This window comes from Prevotella merdae (genome assembly GCF_900290275.1).
Taxonomy (GTDB): Bacteria; Bacteroidota; Bacteroidia; order Bacteroidales; family Bacteroidaceae; genus Prevotella; species Prevotella merdae.
In genome coordinates, this window is sequence record NZ_LT985325.1 from 1 (window position 1) to 22,880 (window position 22,880).

Sequence of the window (22,880 nt, forward strand, 5' to 3'; positions counted from 1 at the left end):
AATGGAGGCGTATCTCGAATGGTATCCAAAATAGGAACCGCCGTATGCGGAACCGCACGTACGGTGGTGTGAGAGGTCGGAAAACGAAAGTAGGAAGAAAACTGCTTCGTTTTCCTCCTACTCGATTAATAGAAACGTTATTTCACCTCAATGTTCTTCATAACCTTTGCTTCCTTCTCGGGTGTTGTCTTAGGAATCACAATGGTAAGGATGCCGTCGGCAACGCTTGCTGATATATTGTCGCGCTCCACCTCGTCGGGAAGAGTGTAGCTCTGCTCGTAGTTGCCATAGTAGAACTCATGGCGCAAGTAGCGTTCATGCCTCTCTTTGTTGCAACTACACTCCTTGTTTTCTTCCTTGTGTTCCATCTTGTTCTCGATAGCCATGTGAAGCAGACCCTCATTTGTGACGTTGATGCGCACCCATTCCTTCTTAAGTCCAGGCACAGCCACCTCCATTATATATTCATCACACGTCTCTTTCACATTGATGGCAGGAGCTGTAGTGCGTGTCTGCGGAACTTCCTCAGTGTTGAAGAAACTGTTGTCAAACCAATCGTTCAACCAATTTGAATAATTATTTCTGCGAACTAACAACATAATGAAATACCTCCATTTTTATTTTTCTCGTCCTCTCTTCGCCCTGAGGTTCCGTCGGGATTTCAGTTTTGTTAATAATCTTGTTCTTGCCGCTTGCCTCTATTGGTTTCGGCTTTCATTATGTCATTATTCAACTAATGTGCCAACCGCATTTAGACAATGTCAAGTTGACATTTTAACCAAATTTGTCAGATAAGTGTGTTAAATTGTCATGTTTAAAGATTGTATTTATTATTTAACACGGAAAATATTGGTATTGAGTGTAAAAATAATACCTTTGCACTCAAAATGATAAACAGAAGACACGTTCGCTTTGCATGGTTGCTGATATTGGTGTACTTGCCAATGTTGGTGATGGTAAGCTTCCACCATCATAATAATAAGGTGGAGGAATATGCTGTTGTGTCTTGTTGTCAGGATTGTCTGCATCATGTGCATCACAGCGGACATATTGCCTCAAGCCAGACTCTTACGCACGATTGTGTGCTCTGTCAGTTTCAGAGCACATCATATCTTGTGCCAGTAGTGGCTATGTTGGTAACTGTCGCTGTTGTGAAGAGGCTCACAGTTCTTGTGCATTGCCCAAAGGTAAGGCTGAGGAACGTGAGCGTAAGAAGCACGAGAGCACCGCCTTATTGTTGGTAAATACATATTAAATAGTGGTTGCGACGTTATTGTTGTAACCCTTGGATTATTTTCCAAAGAAACTCCAACAATAAGAATAAAATAAATGAAGACAATATATAAATCATTGTTACTGATGGGCGTATGCTCGTCGGCAACAGTCCCCTCTATGGCTATGACAGAAGAAGCTGATTCAACACATCATCAGCCATTGACAGAAACTAATGTAAAGCTAAATGAGGTTGTGGTAACCGGACTAACAGGGCAACAAAAGCTTGTAACATCGGCTTCGCCTATAAGTGTTGTGTCGCCAAAACAACTTGAATCCCAACCTTCCACAAATATCATTGATGCCATAAGCCGTCAACCGGGAGTGTCGCAGATAACCACTGGTAGCGGTATTTCCAAACCTGTAATACGAGGAATGGGCTATAATCGTGTGGTTGTAGTAAATGACGGTATTCGTCAAGAAGGTCAGCAATGGGGCGATGAGCATGGAGTAGAGATTGATGCGGCTTCTGTTCATTCGGTAGAGATACTCAAAGGTCCTGCAAGCTTGATGTATGGCTCTGATGCTTTGGCTGGTGTTATAGTGTTCAATAGTGCGCCGGTATTGCCGATGGGCGAGATGGGGGCCAATGTAATGAGTGGTTATCAGTCGAACAACGGACTCTTTGATTATTCGCTTAACTTTGCCGGCAATAAGCAAGGTTTTGTGTGGAATTCGCGATATAGTGGCAAGATGGCTCATGCTTATAAAAATAGGTATGACGGATATGTATATGGCTCAGCCTATCGCGAACAGTCGTTCACGCAGATGCTTGGATGGAATCATAATGGCGGGCACACTCATCTTACGCTCGATTATTATCATTTTACGCCAGGCATTGTTGAGGGCGAACGAGATGAGGAGACGGGCAATCTTGCAATGCCCGATGGTTTCAATCCCAAGAGTTACGGTCGTTCTCTGCCTTTTCAGCAAATCCACCACTACAAGGCTGTGCTCGACAATATGTGGTATGTAGGCGAGGGCAACATAAAATTGCTTGCTGCTTATCAACAAAACCGTAGACAGGAGTTTGAGGAGTCGCGAGACGAATGTGGTCTTGACCTTATGCTCCACACCGTAAACTACGACTTGCATTACACTTCGCCAATGCTTGGAGCATGGAAGATAGCCACTGGCATAAATGGTATGTGGCAAGAGTCGGTAAATAAAGGCTCCGAGTTTCTCATTCCGGATTATCGTCTGTTTGATTATGGCTTGTTTGCCACAGCAACTTGCTCTATTAATAAGATGAATCTTAGTGGCGGTGTGCGCTACGACCATCGTCATCTGCATGGCGATGCGCTTGTTGAAGACAATGATAACGACAATGCCGATAGGGTGGAGCGTTTCAAAAACTTTAGCCGAGGATTTGATGGGTTCTCTGGTAGTTTAGGAATGGCTTATGAGCTGTTGCCCAATCTTAATTTCAAGGCAAATGTGTCGTGCGGCTTCCGTGCGCCAAATATTAGTGAGTTGGCATCGAATGGCGAGCACGAGGGAACACAGCGTTATGAGATAGGCAATACAGCATTGAAGCCCGAACAGAGTTGTCAGCTTGATCTTGGATTCGACTATACTTCGCAAATTGTGTCTGCACAGCTGTCACTATTTGCCAATCGTATCAGCAACTATATCTTTAGTACCCGACTTGTCGACAGTAATGGTAATAATGTGATAACTGATGGCTCTGATACTTATAAGTTTACTTCGGGCGATGCTCGTCTTATGGGTGGCGAAGTGTATGTGGATGTTCATCCGTTAGAAAGATTACATATAGGCAATAGCTTCTCGTATGTCAATGCCGTGCAGCTTCATCAGCAAAGTGATGCCAAGTATCTGCCTTTTACTCCAGCACCTCGATGGCTTGGCGATGTGCGTTACGAGATAATGTGCGATGGCAGGACGTTTGACCATATGTATGTTAAGTTGGCTGTAGACTGTAATCTTCGTCAGAATCACTACTATGCAGCAGGTGGAACAGAGACGTCCACACCATCGTATACACTGCTAAACCTATATGCAGGAACAGATATAAAGAGCCATGGCAGACGCATAGCCTCTGTGTATGCATCATGCGAGAATATCACTAACCGTGCTTATCAGAATCATCTGAGTAGATTGAAGTATTTTGATGTAAACAAGGCGACTGGCAGAATGGGAGTGTTCAATATGGGGCGCAACTTTACGGTTAAAGTAGTTGTGCCTATTAGCTTGTAGTATTTTGCATCATAACCTTATTAAAATCTCCGACAAACTGTATACATAGTTTGTCGGGGATTTTTTATGAGCCGATGCTCATTATCGGCAAAGGCATATAAAACGGTCGAAGCAATTCTATATCGATGTGCTCGAATTAAGAATCGTTAGTGGGTATTATTGTAAGGAACACGCCTCGTGGAAGGCTGACTGTTGTTTTGTGTTCTTCAACGACCCCGACAGGTTGCCGATAGGACTGTATGAAAAATAAGAAGATATTATGAGATTGAACGGCTTACGCTCGGCCTAAATCTACAAAACAAATAATAACCATAAGAAACGTAATAAATAGATAAGATTTCATATTGTTCTGTTTTGCTTATTTTTATATTTAAAATGCCGTTTTTGTTGATAAATATGAATTAAAATGGAAAAAATATAAGAAAAATGTTTGCGGTATGTAAAAAAAGATGTTACTTTGCAAAATATATAATACTCTTTTTGAATAAAAACCAAATCGTAGAGTTGAAAACTGTTGATATTATACGATGTTTGATAAGAATTTGATGGCGGCATAATCTGCTACGTGTGGTGGAAAAAGTGCAAGTGTTGTCCGTTTCAGTGATATAATCAATAAAGCCAATAGAAGCATATTTTGCACAAATGTGAACTTTATTGGTAAAACTTAAACAAAACCATTATGAAGAAATTTTTATCTTTTATGTTTATGGTGATGTCTGTAACTGCCCTTTTCGCGCAGAATGTGATGAAACCTAACGAAGTTGTGTTTGGGCATCATGCTAAAAACGCAATGAAAGTGAAAAAAGTTGCCTCAGACGAATTTTTGACAACTGCACCTGAAGGTAAGTCGGACATCTATTATCGCACTGGACGCTCATTTTATGATAATAGTTATCAGACAATTCTTACACGCTCTGATGGTTCGGCTACATGTATAGTTTTTACTGACGACAATAAGGTTTACATTCAGAATCCAATTTCAAGATTCATAACCGATACATATATTGTAGGTGATGTGGCAGATAATATCATCACTATAAAGACTCCGCAGCTTCTTGGATTAGTGGACGATTATGGATACTACAAGAAATATTATGTACAAAGAATGGTCCTTAATGAAGCGGGAAACAATTATTGTGTAGATACATCTTGTAACGAAATAAAGTTGAAGGTGCAGGATGATGGTTCTATTAAGCAATTAGACGATAATGTGCTGCTCGGTTTGGTTGATGATAAGGGTGCTTGGGCATATTATGGCGATTATGAGATGCTTTTCTCGCCAGTGACTGATAAGAAGGTGGAGCTCCCACAGACTGCAGTTCCTGAGAAGTGGAAAATGTTGTGGAATGGCTATAATGATACTGATATCTATGTTGCTTTCGACAACAATGATGTTTATGTGAAAGGACTTAGTGTGGCTTTGCCTGAAAGTTATGTCAAGGGAAGCATCACAGACAATGGTACTGTTGTTTTTGAGAAAGGACAATATCTAGGTGCTGACACTCTTATTTCAGAATATCATCTGTATCTCGGAATGGGAAGTGTTGATACAGTATACAATGAAAAAACATATCAGGACGAGGAGGTTATTCACTTGATGAAGAGTCTGCCTTTCAGATATGATGCCGAAAAGAAGGTTATGTCGTCAGATTCACTGTTGCTTTTGATGGGAGGCAAGGAAGACCGTATTATCGCAGACCGTATTGATGCGCCTACTTTTAAATATCAGAAAGAATTGGTTGCTCCTTGCAAGCCTCTCGACCCTGTTTTCGTATACTACAAGCCATATAATCCTTCTGATGGCTATGGTATGTATCAGTTTGACATTCCACGTGAGGATGTTGAGGGTAATATTATACCTGCTGACTGCATGAAGTATAGCATCTATTTCGACGACGAGTTGTTTACCTTCATGAAGGATGAATATTTCTTTATTCCAGAAGAGATGACAGAGGTGCCTTTTACATATAAGGACGATTTTGATTTCTTCATTGACGGCATCACTCATACAGTATTCTTCTATTCACAGGGATTCTCAAAGATGGGTGCTCAGTCTATAATTACCATTAATGGTGAAAAGGCATATTCAAACATAGTATACAATACTGGCGACAGTACAACTGGTGTTGACAAGGTGGGTTCTGTAGCCACTGGTGTCAAGAGAGTGGAATTCTATGATTTGAATGGACATCGTTTGGCAAAACCAGTCAATGGAGTGATGCTTAAGAAGGTCATCTATGATAATGGTGATGTCAAAACCACTAAGATTGTGAAATAGCAAGTTGTCTGATTATGTAAAAAAAATACCTTATGAAGAAATCATTAGCATTGACGATATTATGCCTCGTTTTTGCTGTTCAGGCTAAGGCAGGCAATATATTGAATTTTAGTTACGGAAAGGACAACTCCGCATTGCAGTTTTGGGGAACGTCTAAGACGGAAACCTATGATGTGGCAATAAAGGTGGATGATGCTTATCTGGCAGGTAGAAACATTAGATCAGTGTCGGTTCCATTTAATGTGGCTAACGCTATGGATGTCAAGGTATGGTTGTCTACAGAGTTGAAGTTGAAAACCATTGAAAATGGAAAGAAGGTTAATGATGCGGACATCATGACTGTTGACGCAGTGATGGAGGATGGTAAGTTGACAGCTGTGTTGCCAGAGAAATATTCTCTTCCATCAAATGGCGTTTATGTGGGTTATTCGTTCACATTGGCTGACAATCAGAATGGGTCTGCACAACCGGTGAGTGTGTTTAATGAAACTAATTCAAACGGTTTGTATGTCCATACGTCAAGAAGCTACCGCTCTTGGATGTCGCTTTCTGAGTCATTGAATATGGTGTCGGCTATGACGGTTACGTTTGATGGTGATTTTGTTGATGATGCTGCCAGATTGCTTTTGCCAAAAGATTTCCATGCAGCATGGCATTCTGCGAAGACTCTTAATGCAACTCTTGTCAATAAAGGTAAGTCCGACATCAAATCAATCGACTATGTATATGAACTTAATGGTAAGACTTTCAACGGACATTATGAGTTGCCTGAACCTCTTCCGTCGAAGTTCAACAGTTCTGTTCCTGTCAGCTTGCCTGTCGGACCGTTTGATTTTACCGGTAAGTATGATATGAAGGTAATGGTGACAAAGGTGAATGACAAGGATAATGGCTCGTTGGTAGAAGGCTCAGTATCGGTAGGATTGTTTGAGTTCATACCCGTGCACCGTCCTGTTGTAGAGAACTATATGGCAGTTTGGGGTGGATATTGTCCGCGTGCTATAGCAGCTGTAGAGATTATGAAAGAGAAGCATCCTGATTTTGTATCATACTCTTATCATATACTTGATGGTATGCACATTATTGCAGAAGAGCAGTTGCCAAATCCTACATCCGAATTCTTGCCAACTACTTGGATCGAGCGTCGTTATATGACAGATGTTTATAGTGGTTCGAAAGGTGTGAAAACTGAGTTTGCCTTTGATAAAGATTGGGCATTGATGGTTGACAGTTTTGCTATGGCGGATGTTAAGGCCGAAGCCGTGCTTAAAGCTGGCTACGGTGATTGTGTGGATGCCAATGCCACGATTAAGTTTGTTGATGTTGACAAGTCAAAGACCTATAGGGTGGAATTCGTGCTTGTAGCCGACGGACTGAAAGGTAGCGGTGAGGATTGGGAACAGTTGAATTATTACTCGATGATGTACGATTATGAGTCTGCTCCAGGCATGGTAAAATATGTAGAGATGGATGAAAACATCAGGGACATGGTATACGACGACATCGCTATTGCCAATTCGAGTTACTCGCCTGTTTCTTCAGGTGCTGTTCTGACAATTCCAAATGATGCGGACAATTATATTGATTATAAGACATCGTTCAAATTTTATCTTGACGAGTGTTTCTGCACATACGGACCTAACAGTGGCAAACGACTGGCTCAAAATAACGACAAACTTAGCATAGTAGCTCTTCTTATTGAAAACGAAACAGGCAGGGTTGTCAACTCACATAAGGTAAAGGTTCAGACATCAACTACTGGAATCGCAGGTGTTGAAAACGATTCTAATATTGAGAAAACAGAATATTACAATTTGTCAGGAGTAAAAATAGACAAACTGTTAAAGGGTATTGTAATAAGGAAAAACGTGAAAAACGGAAATGTGGAAGTGAAAACAATTATGTTTCCGTAACGGGGTGAACTTTAAAAAACAGTGCTGGTCCTAATTAAAGGATCGGCACTGTTTGCATTTAATATCCTGGTTACTCTATTATCCAATCTTCTATATTCCCCTTCGTGCTGTCGAAGTTTATTCCAACCTTGGTAATAGGTTTGCCGCTTAATGCAAATCGCCGGTGATAATTCTTCAGGTTGATTTGTCGCATGGCAGCTTGCGCACTCTTGTTGAGTTTCAATTCCAAGAGATAGAGGTCGGTGTTGGTGAGCAGAACCATGTCTACTCTGCCCTTTGGAGTATGCACCTCTACGTCCACCACAAAGCCAGTGAGGAGAGTGAAGATGATATACAGCATCTGCTGGTAATGACCCTCATAGTTGGTCACATTGCAGTAGGGCAATGTTTCGAAGTAGTCTTGCAGGAGTTGCAAAGCACCGTCCATATCTCTACGTCTTATAAGCGAGGCCATTTTGGTTATGGTCACACCGCCTTGTTGAGCTTGTGTGCCGTTGACATAATTGGGCAATAGACTATTGAATAGTCCCACTCTAATTTCCTTGTTGGGAATGTCGAGAGTATAGAGTTGTGTGTCCTTGTCGTAGTCCTTGATAGTGACGTACCCACTCTGGTAGAGTAGGGGTGTGATGGAAGTCATCTTCTCTGTAGGTGCATCGAACGCAGAAGACAGAGCTTCAGTAGGAGCGATGGTTGCTGGCAGTACATCAAACCTATTCAGCATGTTGATGAGATAAGTGGGTGTGCCAGAGCTAAACCAATAGGCACCGAAATTTTTATCAGCAAAACAGTTGAGCAAACTGTATGGATTAAAGATGTCAGGAGAAACCTTGGAGAAATGGTAGCCATCGTAATATTCCTTGAGCTTGGCTACGGTTGCCTCTCTTGTTAAATCTTGTGTCTTAGCAAGCATATCTATGTCTTCAGACATTTGTGCGAGCATTTCATCCTCAGTTATGCCGCAGATGCCAGCATACTCTTCGTCCATGGATATGTTTTTGATGTTGTTCAACTCACTGAAAATGCTCACTTGCGAGAACTTGGTGATGCCCGTGAGAAACACAAAACGCAGTAGCGACTCACACTTCTTTAGAGGGCTATAGAAGTTGCGCATGATGTTGCGCAAAATATCTAATTGTTTGTCTTCGTGAGCGACATCAAGCATAGGAGCGTCATACTCATCAATGAGAACAACAATCTGTTTGCCTGTCTTTGCATAAATGGAATTGATAAGAGCGTTAAGTCTCACGTTCGGGTCAGACAAACCGCTGTTCACAATGCCGTATTTGTGCTCGTTCTCTTCAATGATAAAACAGAGATATCGCTCAAGTTGTTCTTTCTCCATGTGTTTGCCTCCGCTCATGTCGAAGTGCAGCACGGGATATTCCGTCCATTCTTTCTCAAGTTTTTCAATGGCAAGTCCCTTGAACAAATCCTTCTTTCCCTCGAAGTAGCTTTTTAGCGTAGTTACAAACAATGATTTGCCGAACCGTCTTGGACGGCTCAGAAAGCAATATACGCTGTCGCTATGTGTCATGCGATAGATGTATTCTGTCTTGTCGATATACAGTCGGTCTTCCTTGCGTATTCGCTCGAAAGTCTGTATGCCTAAAGGATATAGTTTTATTGCCATAATATTCCCTTTTTGTTTATTGCAAAGGTAAATAAAAAAAATGACAATATAAAAATCTGTAAGCATTCTCCCTAATTTTGTATAAATAATTTATTGAAAATCTATATCTTTGCATCGTAATAAAAACAGATAAATATATACACCGATGAAGCTATTGATAAAGAATATGGTTTGTCCACGCTGTATCTCGGCTGCCAAGGACATTCTTGTGTCCGAAGGTCTGACAGTGAAATCAATAAGTTTGGGTGAGGCAGAGATTGAAGAAGACCTTATTGACGAGCAACGTACTTCCCTTGCAGGCAAATTGCAAGGCATAGGCTTTGAGTTGCTTGACGACCCACGATCGCAGTTGGTGGAACAGATACGCATAGCCGTACAGCAATGGGTAAGAATGAATGAGGAGCGTCCTAAACTGTCCGATTATCTGTCGTGTCATCTCAACAAGGACTACAGCACATTAAGCAAACTTTTCTCTGAAGTGCGAGGCATCACCATCGAGCGGTTCGCTATTCTGCATCGAATAGAATATGCCAAGGAACTTCTGTGCTACAGTCAGCTCGCCACAAGCGAGATTGCCTATAGGCTTGGCTATAGTTCGCCGGCACACCTTTCCTCGCAGTTCAAGCAAGTGACGGGCATGACCCCAAAGGTATTTCGAGAACTTGAAAATCACGACAGAGTGTCCTTGGATGCATTGTAAAAAATAATAAGGTTTAAAGATTGTATATAATATTCAGTTTATGATAAAAACATTTTTTAGTTTATTGGGATTTGCATTTCTGACGCAGCAGATGTCTGCGCAGACAGATAGCATAGCCAGTACACACGAATTGAAGAATGTGACGGTGAAAGCCACTAATGGCATTAAGTCGAAATACAGAGTGGATAACGCCGACATAATAGGACAAGGACAACTGATACGTGCTGCTTGCTGCAACCTTGGAGAGTCGTTCACTACCAATCCTTCTGTTGACGTAAGCTATAGCGATGCTGCTACTGGAGCTAAGCAGATAAAACTGCTTGGACTTAGTGGCACTTATGTGCAGATGCTCACAGAGAATATTCCTAATCTGCGTGGAGCTTCCTTGCCTTATAGCTTAGGCTATGTGCCTGGTCCTTGGATGCAGTCGATACAGGTGAGCAAGGGTGCTTCGAGCGTTAAGAACGGATATGAGAGCACTACGGGTCAGATAAATATTGAGTTTCTCAAGCCACAAGGCACAGATGGCGTGCGTGCGAATGTTTATCAGGATAGCGAACTGAAGACAGAGGTAAACCTCGATGGAAGCATTCATCTCAACGACCGTCTTTCTACCGCAACTCTTCTTCACTTCGAGAACCGTCAGATGGATCATGATGGCAATGGCGACGGATTCATGGATATGCCAAAGTTGCGACAGTATAACTTAATGCATAGATGGGCGTATGTGTCGCCACGATGGATTAGTCAGTTGATGTTGCGTGGCTTGCACGACGAGCGTGAAGGCGGACAAAGCCGTAAGCATATGGCAGCCTCTTCGTCGGAACCTCTCTACTCAACATCGGTAAAGACCAACCGCTATGAGATGCAATGGAAAAACGGTTTTACCCTTAATGCCGACCACAATACGTCAATAGCCTTGATGCTGCATGGCTCATGGCATGATGCCGACAATATGTTTGGAAAGACACAATATGATGTCACTCAGAAGAATGGTTACGCCCAACTGATGTTTGAGACTGATATTACGGAGAAGCATAATATTAGTGTGGGAGCGTCGCTCAACCACGACTATTATGACGAACGCTTCAACCCATTAGGAACATTGCCTAAAGCAGAAAGCAAGGTGACAAAGGAAACCACTCCTGGCCTGTATGCCCAATATACATACAAGTTGGGCGAGACGCTTACTGTTATGCCAGGCGTGCGTTGGGATCATTCAAGTATTTACGGTAGTTTCTTCACTCCACGTCTGCACATCAAGTACTCTCCATCCAATATTGTTACGCTACGCACTTCGGTAGGCAAGGGCTACCGTTCGCCACATGCCTTGGCAGAGAACGTCACGCTATTGGCAAGTGGCAGAGAGATTATCATCGATTCCGACCTTAAGCAGGAGGAAGCTTGGAATATGGGAGCTTCTTTGGGCTTCAACATTCCTCTATTTGGCAAGAATCTTGAGCTGAATGCGGAGTATTACTACACCGACTTCAAGCATCAGATGATAATGAACTTCGATGGAGCTAAGGGCAATCATACACTCTCGTTTGAGAATCTCGACGGCAAGAGCTATAGCCACACATTCCAGGTGGATGCAACATACTCATTGTTTAATGGAATGTCTGCCACTGCAGCCTTCCGTCTTAACGATGTTAAATGTACCTATGATGGTGTGCTACGCCCGAAGCCTCTCACATCACGCTATAAAGGATTGCTCACTCTCTCGTATAAGACACCACTCGAGCTTTGGCAATTCGACGTAACTGGTCAGCTTAATGGTGGTGGCGAGCTTTACGACCAAAGTAGCTATCCAGCCTACTTACAGTTGCAGGCGCAAGTGACACGAGAGTTCCACAACTTCAGCCTATACTTAGGTGGCGAGAACCTTACCAACTATAAGATAGACAATCCTATTCTCCACTCCCATCATCCATGGAGTGCGGCATTTGATGCTACTCAGGTGTGGGGACCTGTCACAGGAGCAATGGCTTATGTAGGTATTAGATTTAAATTAGAGAAGTTATAATTTTGAGAAGTTAGAGAAGTTAAAGAAGTTATAGAATTTATAGCCATTACTCTTTTTTTGCTGAATATTCAGCTGTAAGGCATATGACTTTAAATTCTATAACTTCTGAACTTGCGAAAATTCAGTAACAAACATTATAAAACAAGGATTATTATGAAAAAGAATCTTTTAGTAGCATTTATGCTTGTAGTAGCTGGCAACACATTTGCCAAGACAGCAGCCGACACATTGGTAGTAACAACTCAGCCGCAGATGCACTGCCAGAACTGTGAGAAGAAAATCAAGAGCAACATTCGCTTCGTAAAGGGTACAAAGAAAATAGATACCTCTGTAGAAGACCAAAAGGTTACTATTGTCTACGACTGCAAGAAAGCCAAATACGACGACTATGTTGAGGCTTTCAAGAAAATTGGGTATGAGATAAAGAAAAAGTAAATATCCAGTTGAGAGTTGAGAATTGAGAGTTGAGAGTTTATTCAAGTTGAGAATTGAGAGTTGAAAGTTGAGAGTTATGATTACCATGCTAAACATTTAATGTTAAAGCATATCATAACTTTCAATTCTCAACTCTCAATTCTCAATTCTCAACTAATCAGAGTCTCTCGCAGAACTCTATCTTTTCCTTGTTAGGTCCCTCAATAGTGAAGAACTTTACACCATTCTCCCAAAATGGCAAACCATTTACTTGTGTGTCAAGCATTTTTAGTCCGGCACGCTGCACTACTTTAAAAAGCTCGTCGATATTCTTCACGTCGATGGCAATGTGGTCGATGGCTCCGTATGCCATAGCAGCCTGACGGTTCTGATAAGTCTCTATCACGAGATTGTGGAGTTGAAGAAATGCAACCTCCTCTGTGCCGTTGATGGAGCGCAAGGCTGTTGTAAAGCCGAGAGTGAGATAGAAGTTGATAGTTTCCTCAATATTGTTTGTGGGGATACCAATGTGCTGAACACCTGTTGTGAAATCTTTGATATTCATAATGTTTTATGGATTTTATATAGTTATTTTCAAAGTATGTTCTATAGGTTGACAATTTGTGCTCCTATTTGGAAGTAAGCCTTCTGCGACTGCGGGTTCCACAATCCCATGGCATGCACGGGCAGGGTGTAGGAGCCTATCTTCAGGTCGTGGCTCACTTTCAGTTGAGTATGCACGATGCCAGATGTGTTGCCGTAGAAGTTTTGTTTCTCGCCAGCCTTGTTCAAGGCAAAAGCTCCTCCCACTCCAGCATCAACTTGCCAACCATCTTTCTTGTATATAGGATATTCGGCATAAACGAAGGTGGTGTATTTCTGCTCTTTGTTGTCGGCCGAGCGGTCGCGTCCGAACATTATTGTCGACCAACTGAGCAGCAATGGAAACCGAGGCTGTTGGAAACGGTAATTCAGCGTGCAGTTGAGGAATCGTCCCGTCTCATGTGCCGAATAATTGAAATACTGCCTATTGTTATACGTTGCTCCTGGCGAGAAGTTGTAGGTGTCCATAGCCGAAAACTCCAGTCCGCCCGTACGCAGCGTGATGTAATGGTTGAACTCCTTATATGAGCCTTGAGTATTTGTGCCTCCCCACAGACCAATGGTCATGTGTCCATTGGCAAACGTATAGCCAAGGTCGGTAAGTATAAGGCAACCGTCAGCCACTTCCATGCCTCGCCACAGATGATTGTTCTGCAAGTCGGCAGTAAGGTGGATTTGTGCTGAAGCCGTCAGGCATATTGCCGAGGCAATGAGTGATGTGGTGATTCTTTTCATTTGCAAGGTTTAGGTTTTTATTATTAATTCTTTACGCTTGCAAATTTACGTCATCCCAAATAGGTGACAAACAAAAAAACGTCCTTGTTTCTTGGGAACGTTACCGCAATCGTTCCCAATTTGCGCAAACGTTCCCAATGATTTTTATATCAATCGACACAATCTTTCATATCAAATGATATAGGTGTAAATAATGATTTATCCGATATTTCAAGTTATGTATAAATATACTATGCTTGCTGTCAAATGTATCTATGCTTGCTGTCAAATGTATCTATGCTTGCTATCAAATGTATATTTGCTTGCTATCAAATGTGTATTTGCTTGCTGTCAAATACACAAATTGCTGTGTAGATGTAGCTGTAGTATCACTCAAAATATAGGATAAGCCCAAATCATTTTCTGATCTTGTGTCCAGCCAGTCCATAATAGAATATGAACAGGAAGCAAGGCACAGCGAGCCAATAGGCATTCTGTGCACCAAACGAGTCTTTAAGTGTGCCAAACAATGTCGGCACCACAGCTCCTCCGGCAATGGCCATAGTAAGCAAGGCGCTGCCTGATTTGGTAAAGCGTCCGAGGTCGGCCATTGCCAACGGCCACAGCGAGGGCCAAAGCAACGAGCATCCAAGAGCCATAAGGAAAATAGACCAAATAGATATCTGAGCAGGCAAGAGCACAATGAGTAGCGAACCTACTACACCTAACGAAGCACATATGCGCATGGCGCCATCCTGCGACAAGTATTTAGGAATAAGCACAATGCCGCAAATATATCCTACTACCATACCTATACTTGGTATCCATGCATAACGGTCGGGCGAGGGCAGACCTACTGCCGTGGCATAGTCAATGGCTGTACTTAGTGCAAGTGTCTCTACACCTACATAAACAAACAAGGCCAAAACACCAAGCAACAAATGTGGAAATTGCCATATAGATGTCTTGCTTGCCGCATAAGGACAATCATCGGCTGAGCTTTCGTCCTCACCAGTAGCTTTTACCTCAGGCAGCGGAGCAATAAGCGAAATGATGCTCAGCAATACAAACACACCTATAATAATATAGAATGGCAAGTAGAGATCGGCTATCTGCACATTGGTGCTGTCGGGAACTACGGCTGCAAAGAACAGCGGAGCTACAGGCCAGGCAAGCTTGTTGCAGATGCCCATCATACTAATGCGGCGTGCTGCGCTGTCGATAGGTCCAAGTATTGTAATGTATGGATTTACCGATGCCTGCAGATAGGCGTTGGCTGTACCGCTAACGAACGAAGCTACAAGAAATTGTACAAAACTCTCGTTCTTGGCCGACTGCAGGAACACTACAAAAGCCAAGGCAAAGATGACAAACGAAATGGCCATAGTACGCTTGTAGCCAATAGCTGCAATGGTGCGCGAGGCTGGATAGCCGAAGAGAATAAACGGAATGAATGTGGCTGCCAACAGCAGGTAGGCCACTCCCGAAGACAAATTAAGCGACTCTTTCAATACGGGTATAAGAAAAGAGTTGATGCCTAACGCAAAACCTAATGTAAAGAACATCAGACCTACAAACGCCAATGGTATGGCGAAGTTCTTGTTTGATTCTTGTGCCATAGATCTATTAAAATTAGTTGAATATCTGGTTCTAAAAATATGTTGCAAAGTTACACATTTTTTATTATAATGATTATGTAGTTTATAAATTGATTGTTTTTTATACTTTATGTCAAGCAAAAACCCGACAAGAGTGACGCATTTGTTCACTTCTTGTCGGGCTTATCGCTTTTTGCAACTACTTTTTTCTACTAATCAGCTATCCTGAAAACTAATCTACGCTTAGACCTATTAGCTATTATGTTTCCTGTCTTATTCCCAAGAGCGTGTGATTACTCTTTGTTGGCCTCAGGCTTCTTCTCAAGGTCAATAATAACCTTCATTGAAGTCTCGCGATGAGTGTCGATATACTTGTAGGCATCATCGTATTCCTCGAAGGCAAAGCGGTTGCTTACGAGAGGCTCAAGATTGACAATGCCACGCGATACATAGTCGATGGCTGTCTGATAGTCCTCGTGGCGATACATCATCGAGCCTATGAGTCGCAGCTCATGCTCGCCAAGATGGAACATGCTAAGAGCAGGATCCTTGGCAAAGACAGCCACAACAACGATGTCGCTACCTTTCTCGATGGTCTCCATAAGCGAGCGTATTGAAGACTCAACGCCAGCTACCTCGAAGCCTACCTGATAGCCTTCGTCGCCGAAAAGCTCTTTGGCAGCTTCCTTCAATGGTCGCTTTGTGATATTGAGTGTGTCGGCAATGCCACACTCGCGAGCTTTGGCAAGTCTAAGGTCGCTAACGTCTGTTATAAGTACTCGCTTTGCACCGCGAGCCTTGCAGAACTGAGCCACAAGATTGCCGATAGTTCCCGCTCCGCTTACCACAACGTTCTTGCCTTTCACGTCGGTGCGGTTGCTTGCATGTGCGCCTACTGCCGATGGTTCAATCATAGCTCCATAGTCGAGACTCATTCCTTCGGGCAATTTAACCACACGGTCGTCGTCGATAATGAAGTAGTCTTGAGCGCAACCGTCGGCCTGGAATGCCTGCACACGCAAATGCTCGCATACATTATATTGTCCACGCTTGCAAGGGTTGCATTCCCCGCAAACCAGTTGTGGGCGTGCTGTGATGTTATCGCCAGGCTTGCAAACAGTCACTTTGCTGCCGCATGCAACAACTACTGCTGAATATTCATGTCCCTGTACAACAGGATAGAATGTGGCAGGATGGAGTCCGTGGTAAGAGTGAATCTCGCTGCCGCAGATGCCGATGCGCTTGATGTTGACGAGTATCTGGTGTTCCTTAAGGTCTTCTGCCTTGGGTGCTGCCACTTCTTTGAACTCAATGTGCTTGGGTGCTACTAATATTGCTTGTCTCATAGTTGTAATGTTTTATGGATTCTTTATAATTCTTGTTTATTTAAGTTTCTCCTTTTTACCCTTTTACTTTTTTACTCTTTTACTATTTTACTTTTCTCAGTTCCTCTACAATCTTGTTGTACACATGGCGGTGGAGCTTGTAGAAGCACAGACATAAGGCTGTAACAACCCATAGCGCACCGGGGATGGTAGAGAATGTATGGCGCATGATTGCAATCACATCTGCATTCTGTTCAGCTCCTGCTACATATCCTGCAGAGTCAAGAGCCAAGGCAAACATTGCTGTGCCGAGAGCCATGCCCATTTTGTTGGCAAGTGATACGAAAGCATACTGGAAACCATCGTTGCGTATGCCCGTCTTCCATTCGCCATATTCCACACAATCGGGTATTACGGCATAGATGGCTGTGTTGAAACCCGAGAAGAAGAACCAGGCTATTGCCGAGCAAACGTAGAACTCAACAGGCGACGTGTTAGGACTGAAGAAATAGAGCATTGCCATGAATATTCCGCATAGTAGAGCGAAAACGGCTGCTGCATAACCCTTGTTGCCAGTCTTGCGGAATATCCACGGGAAACATGCGGCTCCTGCTATTGACGGCAATATAATAGCCATGGAATAGTAGCTGAACAGTGTTGCCGAACCTTCAACGTAGGTGAAGTAGTAGAGGATGTCGGCGTTGCGTCCGTAGAGGATGAATCCAAAGAGAAACTGTCCGAGGATGGCAAGCTGATAAGGGCGATTCTTAAGTACCGACTTAAGCTGTACCGAAAGAGGCAACTTCTGTCCCACGGGCACCTCAACCACCTCTTTTGTTTTGCTAAAACAGAACAGATGGCAGGCGGCGAATATTATACCATATATTATAGCTACTGCCAAATAGCCGAACTGTGCATTGCCCTTACCCAAGAATGTAACTAAAGGCACGGTTATGATATTCAGCACACCGATGGCAATCATTGCGCTCACCGAGCGGCTTGTATTGAGCTTAGCTCTCTCGTCAATGTCCTGTGTCATAGCTCCGCAGAGTGTGCCGTAAGGCAGGTTGACGCAAGTGTAGCCAAGCACCAAGATGCAGTAGGTAACAGCCATATACACAATCTTTGCAGTCTGGCTCCAGTCGGGATGTGCCCAGAATGTGAGCATAAGTATAATAGCTGTAATAGGAGCTCCGAACAGAAGCCAAGGACGGAAACGTCCCCAACGTGTGTGGGTCTTGTCGGTAAGGGTTCCGATGATAGGATCGTTCACGGCATCCCATATTCTCGATACGAGCATAAGTGTGGCTACTGCGCTCATTCCGATGCCAAACACGTCGGTGTAGAAAATCATAAGGAAGTTGCTTACGAACATCCAACTGAAGTTGCAGCCTACATCGCCCATTCCATAGGCAATCTTGCTGATGAATGGCACACGGCCATTGTTTGAGGTAGTATTCATATTCTTTTAGGCTTTTGTTATTTTCTGACGCAAAGTTAATGCTTTTACGCAAGAAAAAAAACACGAAAATATCAGACTTTTTGCGCAACCGTTCCCGCAACCGTTCCCGATTTGCGCAACCGTTCCCAAAAAGTCTATTTGTCTATATATATAAATAAGTATGTGTTCATATTTATCTTTATATATGAGCGGCAATCAGTAGGAGGGTATGGCATCCCTGCCATACCCACTCTGCCATGATTGTACAGCCAATTTAGTGGGTATGGCAAGGATGCCATACCCTCCTACTATATGTAAAGATTATTCTGAACTGTTACTTAAGGTGTCCTCTATAACTTAGTTTACACTTATCTTTCTTCTCGATACCAAAACTTTTTGCTAATTTTGCATTATCATTTCTGTAATAGCTAAAAACAACGATAATGTCGAAATATATCACCATAAATGATATAGCCAACGAACTCGGTATTTCCAAGTCAACAGTATCTCGTGCCCTTTCGGGCGACTCTTCGAATGTGAAGGCAGAAACTATGCAACTCATAATCGAGACAGCACACCGCATGGGATATCATCGCAATGAGATGGCTGTGAGCTTGCGCAAGCAAAGCTCACACAATATAGGCATCATAATTCCCGAGATAGTTACATCTTTTTATATGACCTTCATCAGCCACGTACAGGCTATATTGCGCAATCATGGCTACAACGTGCTTATAGCGTCATCTAACGAGAGCTATACTCAAGAACGTGATAATATAGATATGATGGAGCGTTGTATGGTAGACGGACTTCTTATCAGCGTATGCGACAAGAACCGCAATGCCGATATCTACCGACGTATTGTGTCACTTGGCATTCCTGTAGTGTTCTTCGACCGTACAGTTGAGAATGTTGAGGCCTCGCAAGTGAGGCTTGACGATTATATAATGTCATTCTTCATGGTTGAACAGCTCATCCGTAGTGGTTGCAAGCAAATAGTTCATATCCCAGGACCTTCGCGCATACGCAATGGTTACGAGCGTCTGCGTGGTTATCGCGATGCACTTGAGAAATTCCATATAGCCTATAATCCAGACCTTGTTTTAGATCCAGCGTTAAGTGCCGAAGAGGGTAGTAGTGTTATGGGCAATTTCCTTGACAAGAATATACCATTTGATGCGGTGTTCGGATTTACAGAGACAGCACTCATAGGTGCAAAGAGCGTAATTCAGAAAAGAGGTCTGCGTATACCTGATGATGTATGCGTTTGTTGTGTGTCGGGCACCACTCTTTGTACACTTGTTCATCCAACTATAACAGCTGTTGAACAACCAGTGGAGCAAATGGCTATAGAGGCTTGCCGACTGCTTATGCAGAATATGTCAGGCAGCGACAAGCCCGTAGAAGATGTTGTGTTGAGGGGCGAAATAGTAGAAAGGGAATCAACGATTAATCATTAACAGTTTGTCTTCTCCTTATTTATATCCATGTCGTGTTTTGATTTCGATTTCACTACAAGCCAAACACCCGAGAATATCAATGCTGCTGCTATAGCCTGAGTGCTTTTAAATACTGCAAGACCAACGGCTACGCTTACACTTACCGACACAATAGGTTGCACATAATTATATACACTTACCACCGTAGGGCGCAATATCTTTTGTCCCATCATCATGCATATGTAAGCCAAGTAGGTACCAAAGAATATCACGAAACCTGTCTCCCACCATGTGCTTATAGGTACTGTGGCAAAGTTGATGTCCATGATATGCCCAAATGTAAAAGGCCATATCAGCAGCGTAGCCCAAGTAAACATCCATTTGTTTACAGTAAAAAGCGAGTATTTCTGCACCAAAGGTTTGAAGAGCGCAAGATATAGAGCAAACGACAATTGTGCCGATACACATAGCAAGTCGCCCCAAATATTGCCCACCTTAGCATTGCCCGCCGTAGCACTTGTTGTTATTATTATTATAGCTCCCGTACATCCTATCAGTACGCCCGCCGCCTTCTTCCATGTAATGGGTTCTTTAAGTATTAGGAATGACAGTATCATAGCAAAGATAGGCATTGATGTAGTCATAATGCTTGAGTTACTTGGCGATGTAATGTTGAGGCCGATAGTGTAGCAACATTGGTTAAAGACAAGAGCAAACAGTCCTGCGCATCCTAACATCAGAATGTCTTTCACAGGCACATGTTCTTTCTTTGCAAACAATGATGTAAGCCAAAATAGAATAGCTCCGCCAAGAACACGGAAGCTCACAAGGTGAAACCCATCAATGCCATTTTGCATAGCATCCTTTCCAATAGGTGCCATAAGTCCCCAAAAGCTTCCTGCGCAAAGCATACACAGATGAGCGATAAGTGGTTGTTTCTTGTTATCCATAAAAGTATCTTTTTTGCATGTAAAGGTACTTCGAATTATCGTAACAGCCAAATATATTGGAGAAAAGAAAGGTGTAGTGCTTAATATAACGTGAGTTGCCAACGAGTGCACTTTGAAGAAGGATACTCAAGGCGATAGATCAGCCTTCTGATAATATCATTTGCATCAGTTCCTCATTGGCTCTGTTGTTTACCGATGCGTCCTTTACTTCAGAAAGATAGTCGAGCGTGGCAGAACATTCGCCTGTTATGTCCACACCAATTACTTTCTCGTGGGCATATATAATGCGCAGCACGGCTTGCATCTGCATGAGGCTCATGTCTCCATTGCTCCAATCTGTAATAGCATCCTGCTTTCTTAGCACGTCCTTGTCTATTGAGATGTAGACAGGTTCGTGTATCAGCTTGCCAGCCTTTGAAGGCCATGCTTGATGATGGTCTATTTCTGCTTGGCTGTAGAACATCACTTTATCCCTTAGATGAACGGGCACTTGGGATATCAATTCATCCGAAGCGCCTACGATGATGATATTCCTTACAAAAGGATTCTTCTCCAATACATCCGTCACCCATCCGCCACATGAGACGACACCCTCCCATTGCGGTTGCTGCATGTCAGGATGATGGTCGAACACTATCAGCGAGAAAGGCTCTTGCAGTCTGGAAACCCAATATTCTGTAAGATAATGATAGTCGCCCGAATCTATAAAATGAAGAGCTTTAGCTGGATATGGAGCAAGAATGCGATGCAGTTCTTTTCTTCCATCCTCGTCACAATAGCAGTCAACGCCACTAAGTCCACGACAGTCGATGTGGATAATCTTCTGGCTTGAGGCAAACGACTCGTAATCGTATACGCCAGAGAAATTGAGAAGTATAATAGGCAGTTGATTTTTCATAAACGAAAGAATATTTATAATGTCAGTTTGATGTAAGCCCGGTCGTCGAAGCTTACGTTTCCTTCAACCAGACCCTTGGTAGCAACAAATTCGCCTATGTTCTGTGGATCGTCAGCCAGATGTTTTGCCAAGGCTTCTTCGCTTTCTTTTAGTGTTGGTAGCAGAGTAGGGTAACCGTCAGATGCAAGCACAACGGAATGTGATGCCTTAACGATGCGAGTGCCAGGCATATATATAGGTGTTCCGTCAATTACGGCATACTGTCGGTTTTGTCCTTCGAGCATAGCCTTTATCAGTTGAGGCTCAATGGCGCGTCGGGCATCTTTAGGCGACATCCCGTTCTTTATCAAAGTGGCACGCTGCATGGCTATCTCTTGCTCGTAAGGCTTTGAGTTGTCGTAATACGTTCCGTCTATTATGGCTTGGCAGTCGCCCACCATCCACACTTCTTTTCTGCTTTTGCTATATATAATGGCAGAAGCCGTGAGGCGTTCCTCAGGATGCTCTGCCATACGCTCAGCGATGCTGCGCTTATTATATTCTTCAGCAATGCGAAGCGTTATGCCTCGGCAGAAGTCAGACATGGTATAGTCAGCCGGCATCTGCTTGATATACTCGCTTATGAGCAGCATGGCAAAACGTCCGTTCTTCATCGAAGAGTCAAGCCTTGTAGGTGTCTTGCTTGTGCTGCCATCTATAACAGCAGCAAAGTCATTAGTAGTGACAATACCGTCCTCGCAGTCGTCAGCTGCATGCTTACCGCAAATAAAATGTTCTGTTATGATCATATGCTCTTTCCTATCTGATGTGTTCCACGTAAGACAAGGAGCTTGTGGTTCTCACGCTTGCTCCATTCTGTCAAATCGTCAATTAAAAGTCTGTGTATCATAATAGTTATATCATTGATTATTGCTGCAAAGATAACGATATTTTCCTAATGCATGGGCAAAACTTAAGTAAAATTCCCATAAAGCATAGGCAAAAACAAGGTGAAACTTTCCTAAAGCATAGGCAAAAACAAGGTGGAATATCCCTAAAGTATAGGCAAAACCATATGAGATTTTAATGGAAAAGGTTAAGTATGATTATTTTGTTGTTGTAAAAAAATCTACCTATCTATCTTTTTTGTACTTTTGTATATGAAAAATAATGAGACAAATAAATACAAATATGTTTCACTTTCTAAAAAAGTATTCTCCGGATTATGCCCAAAACACTATTGAGGGATGGTCAATAATTTTGGTTGTTGCTGTTGGTTGCGAAGTGTCATCCTTAGCCAATAGTTGGTTGGGAATGTGTTGTATGTTCTTAATTGGAGCCTTATGTGCTCACATCATAGCTTGTATCATAAAATATTGTATTACCAATAAATGATTTAAAGGATTTATAACCGATTGAAGCTGGTGGACTCCCAATGTCTAACAGTTTCAATCGGTTTTATACTTACAAATTCTATTTT

Annotated in this window: 18 protein-coding genes; 8 read left to right on the forward strand and 10 right to left on the reverse strand. The window is 42.7% G+C overall.

Annotated elements, in window-relative coordinates; all coding sequences use genetic code 11:
- Nucleotides 1-137: 137 nt before the first annotated feature.
- A complete protein-coding gene (locus tag C9991_RS12310; protein ID WP_308240889.1) occupies nucleotides 138-563 on the reverse strand; it encodes an Hsp20/alpha crystallin family protein in 426 nt (141 codons plus the stop codon).
- A gap of 324 nt (nucleotides 564-887) precedes the next feature.
- On the opposite strand from C9991_RS12310, the gene C9991_RS12315 reads away from it, so the two are divergent.
- The 4 genes from C9991_RS12315 to C9991_RS12330 all read left to right on the forward strand — a co-directional run bounded on the left by C9991_RS12315 (nucleotide 888) and on the right by C9991_RS12330 (nucleotide 7,680).
- Nucleotides 888-1,244 (forward strand): DUF2946 family protein, encoded by a 357-nt coding sequence (locus C9991_RS12315; RefSeq protein ID WP_106812843.1) that lies wholly within the window; start codon nucleotides 888-890, stop codon nucleotides 1,242-1,244.
- An 85-nt stretch (nucleotides 1,245-1,329) separates the two neighbouring features.
- Entirely contained in the window at nucleotides 1,330-3,489 is a 2,160-nt protein-coding gene (locus tag C9991_RS12320) for a TonB-dependent receptor (protein WP_106812844.1), read from the forward strand.
- A 679-nt stretch (nucleotides 3,490-4,168) separates the two neighbouring features.
- A complete protein-coding gene (locus tag C9991_RS12325; protein ID WP_157949465.1) occupies nucleotides 4,169-5,767 on the forward strand; it encodes a hypothetical protein in 1,599 nt (532 codons plus the stop codon).
- A gap of 32 nt (nucleotides 5,768-5,799) precedes the next feature.
- Nucleotides 5,800-7,680, forward strand: coding sequence for a hypothetical protein (locus C9991_RS12330; protein ID WP_106812846.1), 1,881 nt, complete (start codon nucleotides 5,800-5,802; stop codon nucleotides 7,678-7,680).
- A gap of 70 nt (nucleotides 7,681-7,750) precedes the next feature.
- On the opposite strand, the gene C9991_RS12335 is transcribed toward C9991_RS12330, so the two are convergent.
- Entirely contained in the window at nucleotides 7,751-9,313 is a 1,563-nt protein-coding gene (locus C9991_RS12335) for an ATP-binding protein (RefSeq protein ID WP_106812847.1), read from the reverse strand.
- Nucleotides 9,314-9,458: 145 nt separating this feature from the next.
- Between C9991_RS12335 and C9991_RS12340 the strand changes: the two genes are divergently transcribed.
- From C9991_RS12340 to C9991_RS12350, 3 genes are all read left to right on the forward strand, one after another.
- The gene (locus C9991_RS12340) at nucleotides 9,459-10,013 is read left to right on the forward strand and encodes a helix-turn-helix domain-containing protein (protein ID WP_198643815.1); all 555 of its coding nucleotides are present in this window, start codon (nucleotides 9,459-9,461) and stop codon (nucleotides 10,011-10,013) included.
- A 40-nt stretch (nucleotides 10,014-10,053) separates the two neighbouring features.
- On the forward strand, nucleotides 10,054-12,039 hold the full coding sequence (locus tag C9991_RS12345) for a TonB-dependent receptor plug domain-containing protein (RefSeq protein WP_106812848.1): 1,986 nt from the start codon (nucleotides 10,054-10,056) through the stop codon (nucleotides 12,037-12,039).
- A gap of 153 nt (nucleotides 12,040-12,192) precedes the next feature.
- Nucleotides 12,193-12,474: a heavy-metal-associated domain-containing protein gene (locus C9991_RS12350; protein WP_106812849.1), complete on the forward strand. Its 282-nt coding sequence runs from the start codon at nucleotides 12,193-12,195 to the stop codon at nucleotides 12,472-12,474.
- A 157-nt stretch (nucleotides 12,475-12,631) separates the two neighbouring features.
- On the opposite strand, the gene C9991_RS12355 is transcribed toward C9991_RS12350, so the two are convergent.
- The 5 genes from C9991_RS12355 to C9991_RS12375 form a co-directional block, all read right to left on the reverse strand.
- Complete coding sequence (locus tag C9991_RS12355; RefSeq protein WP_106812850.1) at nucleotides 12,632-13,018, reverse strand: VOC family protein; 387 nt, start codon at nucleotides 13,016-13,018, stop codon at nucleotides 12,632-12,634.
- A 41-nt stretch (nucleotides 13,019-13,059) separates the two neighbouring features.
- Nucleotides 13,060-13,791, reverse strand: coding sequence for a hypothetical protein (locus tag C9991_RS12360; RefSeq protein ID WP_106812851.1), 732 nt, complete (start codon nucleotides 13,789-13,791; stop codon nucleotides 13,060-13,062).
- A gap of 395 nt (nucleotides 13,792-14,186) precedes the next feature.
- Complete coding sequence (gene gluP, locus C9991_RS12365; protein WP_232823348.1) at nucleotides 14,187-15,389, reverse strand: glucose/galactose MFS transporter; 1,203 nt, start codon at nucleotides 15,387-15,389, stop codon at nucleotides 14,187-14,189.
- 272 nt (nucleotides 15,390-15,661) lie between these two features.
- Nucleotides 15,662-16,714: a zinc-dependent alcohol dehydrogenase gene (locus tag C9991_RS12370; RefSeq protein ID WP_106812852.1), complete on the reverse strand. Its 1,053-nt coding sequence runs from the start codon at nucleotides 16,712-16,714 to the stop codon at nucleotides 15,662-15,664.
- A gap of 82 nt (nucleotides 16,715-16,796) precedes the next feature.
- On the reverse strand, nucleotides 16,797-18,155 hold the full coding sequence (locus tag C9991_RS12375) for an MFS transporter (RefSeq protein WP_106812853.1): 1,359 nt from the start codon (nucleotides 18,153-18,155) through the stop codon (nucleotides 16,797-16,799).
- Nucleotides 18,156-18,577: 422 nt separating this feature from the next.
- Between C9991_RS12375 and C9991_RS12380 the strand changes: the two genes are divergently transcribed.
- Entirely contained in the window at nucleotides 18,578-19,594 is a 1,017-nt protein-coding gene (locus C9991_RS12380) for a LacI family DNA-binding transcriptional regulator (RefSeq protein ID WP_106812854.1), read from the forward strand.
- Here C9991_RS12380 and C9991_RS12385 read toward each other — a convergent pair.
- The 3 genes from C9991_RS12385 to C9991_RS12395 form a co-directional block, all read right to left on the reverse strand.
- Nucleotides 19,591-20,523 carry a DMT family transporter gene (locus C9991_RS12385; protein ID WP_106812855.1) on the reverse strand — a complete coding sequence of 311 codons (933 nt, stop codon included), beginning with the start codon at nucleotides 20,521-20,523 and terminating at the stop codon, nucleotides 19,591-19,593. The genes C9991_RS12380 and C9991_RS12385 overlap by 4 nt on opposite strands.
- A gap of 139 nt (nucleotides 20,524-20,662) precedes the next feature.
- Entirely contained in the window at nucleotides 20,663-21,421 is a 759-nt protein-coding gene (locus C9991_RS12390; protein ID WP_106812856.1) for an arginase family protein, read from the reverse strand.
- A gap of 14 nt (nucleotides 21,422-21,435) precedes the next feature.
- The gene (locus tag C9991_RS12395; RefSeq protein ID WP_106812857.1) at nucleotides 21,436-22,209 is read right to left on the reverse strand and encodes a hypothetical protein; all 774 of its coding nucleotides are present in this window, start codon (nucleotides 22,207-22,209) and stop codon (nucleotides 21,436-21,438) included.
- Nucleotides 22,210-22,880 lie beyond the last annotated feature (671 nt).